Source organism: Arsenophonus sp. ENCA (genome assembly GCF_002287155.1).
Taxonomy (GTDB): Bacteria; Pseudomonadota; Gammaproteobacteria; order Enterobacterales; family Enterobacteriaceae; genus Arsenophonus; species Arsenophonus nilaparvatae.
This window is the reverse complement of record NZ_NHNG01000600.1, coordinates 1-5,324: the sequence shown is the minus strand read 5'-3', so window position 1 is coordinate 5,324 and position 5,324 is coordinate 1. Positions and strand designations below refer to the sequence as shown.

The window sequence follows — 5,324 nt, the reverse complement described above, 5'->3', positions numbered from 1 at the left end:
CTAAGAACCGCGAATGTCGATGCTTATCAGTGCGGGTTTCAAATCCAACCTGTAACCAATCAACATTTAATTACCGAGCGCATCTAACTCTTCATCAGACAGACCAGTAGACGCCTTAATAATTGAACGATCTACACCATTAGCCAAGAATTGCTTTGCTAGCTGGCGGGTAGTCTCTTGTGCGCCATCCTGTCGGCCTAGCTGGTAGCCTTTCTGTTCGCCGTCTTGTTGACCTAGCTGGTAGCCTCTAGCCTCACCTCTAGCTTCACCTTTAGCCTCAAGCTGTTCTGCAATTGTCATCATATCCTCCCGATAACTGGGTGCATGTTCTGCGAGTTTACGAATGAACGTCTCGCCGTCTGCGGTCTAGAGAGGTAAAAAGTTCCTTCGGTTATAGTGTGTCTAGTTCAGCATCAGAAAGGCCAGTAGCAATCTTTATCAGATTTCGTTCTGCGCCGTTGGCTAGCAACTGTTGAGCTATTTTAGTCGAAGCATCCTTTTGGCCTAACTGGTAGCCCTCTTGCTTGCCTTGCTGGATACCTTGTTGGATGCCTCTAGCTTCACCTTTAGCTTCAAGTTGTTCTGCAATTGTCATCATATCCTCCCGATAACTGGGTGCATGTTCTGCGAGTTTACGAATGAACGTCTCGCCGTCTGCGGTATTGCCAGCCACTAATAGATAGTGCATCAAAGTATTACACTGTTCTTTGGAATATTGCCATTGTTCCAATAAATGAGCCAGTTCTACTGCAAATTCTAGCATATCACGGGTGCGAATGTGCTTYTGSACGAKYTCCATCAGCGCCACCTTTCGATGGCTTAAGATTTCCTCGTCTTCTATCACTCACGAGTTTCGCACCAATAAAAAAACGCTCTATTTTTAAGTTTAATTCAGCATGATATATAAATAGTCAAAACCTTATAAATCAAATACAACTTATTGTAATTTAAGAAAATTTATGTTTTTTAGTAACTTGCAGATTAATCATTGCTTTTAAGCCATTTTTAGAATTTTATATGCCTGTGCGAAACTCGTGTAACTAAAGGATGATGATGATTGAAACTAGTGCCTAGCTTTAGCATATTATTTAAATAAGCATAGCTGCTATATTGATAATCCTGAATAGTGTACCAATCGATAAAGCTACATTTTTTATAGGCAGCCGATTGATTGTATTCATTCATTGTTGATACAAAATTAATTTTAGATTTATTTTCAATATAATCTTTATCGTAGAGTGGTGTTAAAAGTGCTAAAGCTTCATCATAAGAGTGTAACGGGTGACTAATATTTTCATTAGTACAGAGTGAATTCAGAAAATAAATATGTTGTTTTTCAATAGTCGAAATCGACGGAGAGGCTCTTTGGGAATCAAATTGGTAATTAGGTAATGGATTAACGTTTATTTTATTAATGGAGAACATAACTTTCCTACGTTTAAGTCGTTAACTTTAACCATATTGTAAGGAAGTAATCAATTTTAAAAAGTGACGGGTTAACCAGAATAAATTAAGCAATGTACCTAATTCATGTAATATTTATTTGCTTTAAAATTAATTAAATAACTCGATTAATAAATAAATTATTTACCAGCAAAAATCTAAATTTGATCATAGTATTATGCGTTTTTGTCAGCTAAAAATGAATTTTAGTGAGAAAGTACTGGAGTCAATAAATTTCGTCATGTATAATATCGCCGCAATATTTTATCTTTTTCCAAATTCTGCCCGGTGAGATATTGCTTATGCTACGTATTAAGAAAGAAGCACTAACATTCGATGATGTATTGTTAGTTCCTGCACACTCAGATGTATTACCAAATACTGCTGATTTATCAACTCAATTAACTACCTCGATCCGTTTAAATATTCCTATGCTTTCTGCCGCCATGGATACCGTGACTGAAGCAGATTTAGCTATCGCATTAGCCCAAGAGGGCGGAATTGGTTTCATTCATAAAAATATGCCAATTGAGCGTCAAGCAGAAGAAGTTCGCCGGGTTAAAAAGTATGAAAGTGGCATTGTTATCGATCCGGTTACCGTCACACCCGAAACCACAATTCGTGAAGTCTATGAAATGGCTGAGCGTAATGGTTTTGCTGGTTATCCTGTGGTTAATAATAATAAAGAATTGGTTGGTATCATTACTGGCCGTGATATCCGTTTTGTGACGGATTTGGATCAGCCGGTTACGGCGGTTATGACAGCTAAACCCAATTTGGTTACGGTCAAAGAGGGTGAATCCCGTGATGTGGTTTTGCAAAAATTGCATGAAAGACGTATTGAAAAAGCATTGGTGGTTGATGATAACTTTCACCTATTTGGTATGATCACTGTAAAAGATTTTCAGAAAGCTGAACGCAAGCCCAATGCATGTAAAGATGAGCAAGGTCGCTTGCGAGTAGGCGCAGCGGTTGGCGCTGGAGCGAATAATGAACAACGTATTGAGGCATTAGTGGCAGCCGGTGTTGATGTGCTGTTAATTGACTCTTCCCATGGACATTCACAAGGGGTTTTACAACGTATTCGTGAAACGAGAGCAAAATATCCTGATTTGCCGATTATTGGTGGTAATGTTGCCACCGGCGAAGGAGCTAAAGCTTTGGTTCAAGCAGGTGCCAGTGCGGTGAAAGTCGGTATTGGCCCGGGTTCTATCTGTACAACGCGAATTGTCACTGGTGTTGGTGTACCTCAGATCACTGCTATTGCCGATGCCGTTGAGGCACTGAGAGGCATGAATATACCGGTAATTGCTGATGGAGGTATTCGCTTCTCAGGTGATATTGCTAAAGCACTGGCTGCCGGCGCCTCTTGCGTTATGGTTGGCTCAATGCTTGCCGGTACTGAGGAGTCACCCGGTGAAACTATCTTGTTTCAAGGACGCTCTTATAAAGCCTACCGAGGAATGGGTTCATTAGGTGCAATGTCGAAAGGCTCTTCCGATCGTTACTTCCAAACCGATAATGCTGCAGATAAATTGGTACCTGAAGGCATCGAAGGACGGGTTGCTTATAAAGGATTTTTGAAGAATATTATTCATCAGCAAATGGGCGGACTTCGTTCTTGTATGGGATTGACAGGTTGTGCCACGATTGATGAATTAAGAAGCAAAGCAGAATTTGTGCGAATTAGCGGCGCCGGTATTCAAGAGAGTCATGTACATGATGTTACTATCACCAAAGAATCACCTAATTATCGTTTAGGTTAATTATTTTATTAGCGGTTTTTGCTATAAACCGTCAAATTATTATTTGTTTTGGAATTATCTTTAGATGACAACTGACATTCATCAATACCGAATTTTGATCCTCGATTTTGGTTCACAATACACGCAATTAATTGCTCGTCGTATTCGTGAAATTGGCGTTTATTGTGAACTTTGGGCTTGGGATGTTTCCGAAGCACAAATCCGTGAATTTAATCCTAATGGAATTATTCTTTCAGGCGGGCCGGAGAGTACCACCGAACTAAATAGCCCACGTGCACCGGAGTATGTTTTTCAGGCTGGCGTTCCGGTATTAGGTATTTGTTATGGTATGCAAACGATGTCCATCCAATTAGGTGGGCAAGTTGAGGTGTCTGGCGAGCGAGAGTTCGGTTATGCCCAGGTGTCCATTCAACAATCCTGTGAACTATTTCGCGATATTTATGACAGCTTAGGTGTAGATGGTAAACCACTGCTAGATGTCTGGATGAGTCATGGCGATAAAGTGACGGCAATTCCAGCTGATTTTAAAGTTATCGCCAGTACCGATAGCTGCCCATTTGCCATTATGGCTAATGAAGAAAAACGTTTCTATGGTGTTCAGTTTCATCCTGAAGTGACTCACACTCATCAAGGCGCAGCTATTCTACAGCGTTTTGTATTAGATATTTGCCGCTGTGAAGCTCGTTGGACGGCGGCGGCGATTGTTGAAGATACGGTACAGCGCTTGAAGGCTCAGATTGGTGATGATCAGGCTATTCTGGCATTATCAGGCGGTGTTGATTCATCGGTTACTGCTTTATTACTCAATCGTGCTATTGGTAAGCAGCTCACTTGTGTGTTTGTTGATAATGGTTTGTTACGCTTAAATGAAGCGCAGCAAGTTATGGCCATGTTTGCCGGTAAATTTGATCTTAATATTATTCATGTGGCCGCAGAAGAGCGCTTTCTTAGCGCATTGGCAGGGATTGATGAGCCAGAATTAAAACGTAAAGCGATCGGCCGCGTTTTTATTGAAGTATTTGATGAGCAAGCGGCGAAACAAACGCAAGTAAAATGGTTGGCTCAGGGTACTATTTATCCGGACGTAATCGAATCTGCCGCTTCAGCAACCGGCAAAGCGCATGTCATAAAATCTCACCATAACGTGGGTGGCTTACCAGCAGAAATGAAACTGGGATTAGTTGAGCCATTAAAAGAGTTATTTAAAGATGAGGTGCGCAAAGTGGGCCTGGAGTTAGGACTTCCTTATGACATGTTATACCGTCACCCATTTCCTGGCCCAGGCTTAGGTGTGCGGGTACTAGGTGAGGTGAAGAAAGCCTATTGTGATTTGTTACGTCAGGCAGATGCAATTTTCATTGAAGAATTACATAAAGCTGATCTTTATCATAAAGTCAGCCAAGCTTTCACTGTTTTTCTGCCGGTACGCTCTGTTGGCGTAATGGGAGATGGCCGAAAATATGACTGGGTTGTGTCATTGCGCGCGGTTGAAACTATTGATTTCATGACTGCCGATTGGGCCCATTTGCCCTATGATTTTCTTGGCCGGGTGTCAAATAGAATTATCAATGAAGTGGCCGGTATCTCTCGAGTAGTTTACGATATTAGCGGCAAACCACCAGCGACGATTGAGTGGGAATAAAAACGCCGATTGCCAAAATAACTTTATATTAACAACCCAGTAAAAAATTTTTACTGGGTTGTTTGTTACTGAGAATTATATTGTTATTTTAATAAGAAAATAATTAAATATCTTATTTAAAAATTAAAGCAAAATACCAATTCTAATTAATTTGATTAATGTTTTTTCCATGTTATATAACATGGCTGTGTGAAAATTTATTTTATTTTTTAACTAAACATTAAATATGAAATTCATGTTTTATAAAACTTTAATTAAGTTTTTAATTTCATTAAAAATAATTATTATTTATTTATATTTATTAGTTATTTGTCAAAAATATTGTAAGTGTTTTTTTAAGCGTTAATGATCAGACGTGAGATATTTAAAACGAAAACGTGAGATAAATGTGGGGAGATCCGGGGAGATGTGGGGAGTTCTGAGATGGAAAGTGTAATTCTATTACCGTCACGGTAACAGGATTACGGATGAAG

General features: G+C 39.8%; 5 protein-coding genes. 2 read left to right on the top strand and 3 right to left on the bottom strand.

All coding sequences use genetic code 11. The annotated features are described in order from the left end of the window. Positions 1-66 precede the first annotated feature (66 nt). The 3 genes from CBG25_RS15615 to CBG25_RS15605 all read right to left on the bottom strand — a co-directional run bounded on the left by CBG25_RS15615 (position 67) and on the right by CBG25_RS15605 (position 1,425). Positions 67-300: a hypothetical protein gene (locus tag CBG25_RS15615; RefSeq protein WP_290607808.1), complete on the bottom strand. Its 234-nt coding sequence runs from the start codon at positions 298-300 to the stop codon at positions 67-69. Positions 301-391: 91 nt separating this feature from the next. Continuing rightward, positions 392-844 carry an Rpn family recombination-promoting nuclease/putative transposase gene (locus tag CBG25_RS15610; protein WP_290607807.1) on the bottom strand — a complete coding sequence of 151 codons (453 nt, stop codon included), beginning with the start codon at positions 842-844 and terminating at the stop codon, positions 392-394. 161 nt (positions 845-1,005) lie between these two features. Then, a complete protein-coding gene (locus CBG25_RS15605; protein ID WP_290607805.1) occupies positions 1,006-1,425 on the bottom strand; it encodes a hypothetical protein in 420 nt (139 codons plus the stop codon). A gap of 320 nt (positions 1,426-1,745) precedes the next feature. Here CBG25_RS15605 and guaB point away from each other — a divergent pair, with 320 nt between their 5' ends. Further along, the gene (gene guaB / locus CBG25_RS15600) at positions 1,746-3,209 is read left to right on the top strand and encodes an IMP dehydrogenase (RefSeq protein WP_290607803.1); all 1,464 of its coding nucleotides are present in this window, start codon (positions 1,746-1,748) and stop codon (positions 3,207-3,209) included. Between the two features lie 64 nt (positions 3,210-3,273). After that, positions 3,274-4,851 carry a glutamine-hydrolyzing GMP synthase gene (gene guaA, locus CBG25_RS15595; protein WP_290607802.1) on the top strand — a complete coding sequence of 526 codons (1,578 nt, stop codon included), beginning with the start codon at positions 3,274-3,276 and terminating at the stop codon, positions 4,849-4,851. Positions 4,852-5,324: the final 473 nt, after the last annotated feature.

What these genes read in the sequence shown, in the direction of transcription:
- CBG25_RS15615 (WP_290607808.1), bottom strand. Translation starts at nt 300, where the DNA reads ATGACAATTGCAGAACAGCTTGAGGCTAAAGGTGAAGCTAGAGGTGAG.
- CBG25_RS15605 (WP_290607805.1), bottom strand. Translation starts at nt 1,425, where the DNA reads ATGTTCTCCATTAATAAAATAAACGTTAATCCATTACCTAATTACCAA.
- guaB (WP_290607803.1), top strand. Translation starts at nt 1,746, where the DNA reads ATGCTACGTATTAAGAAAGAAGCACTAACATTCGATGATGTATTGTTA.
- guaA (WP_290607802.1), top strand. Translation starts at nt 3,274, where the DNA reads ATGACAACTGACATTCATCAATACCGAATTTTGATCCTCGATTTTGGT.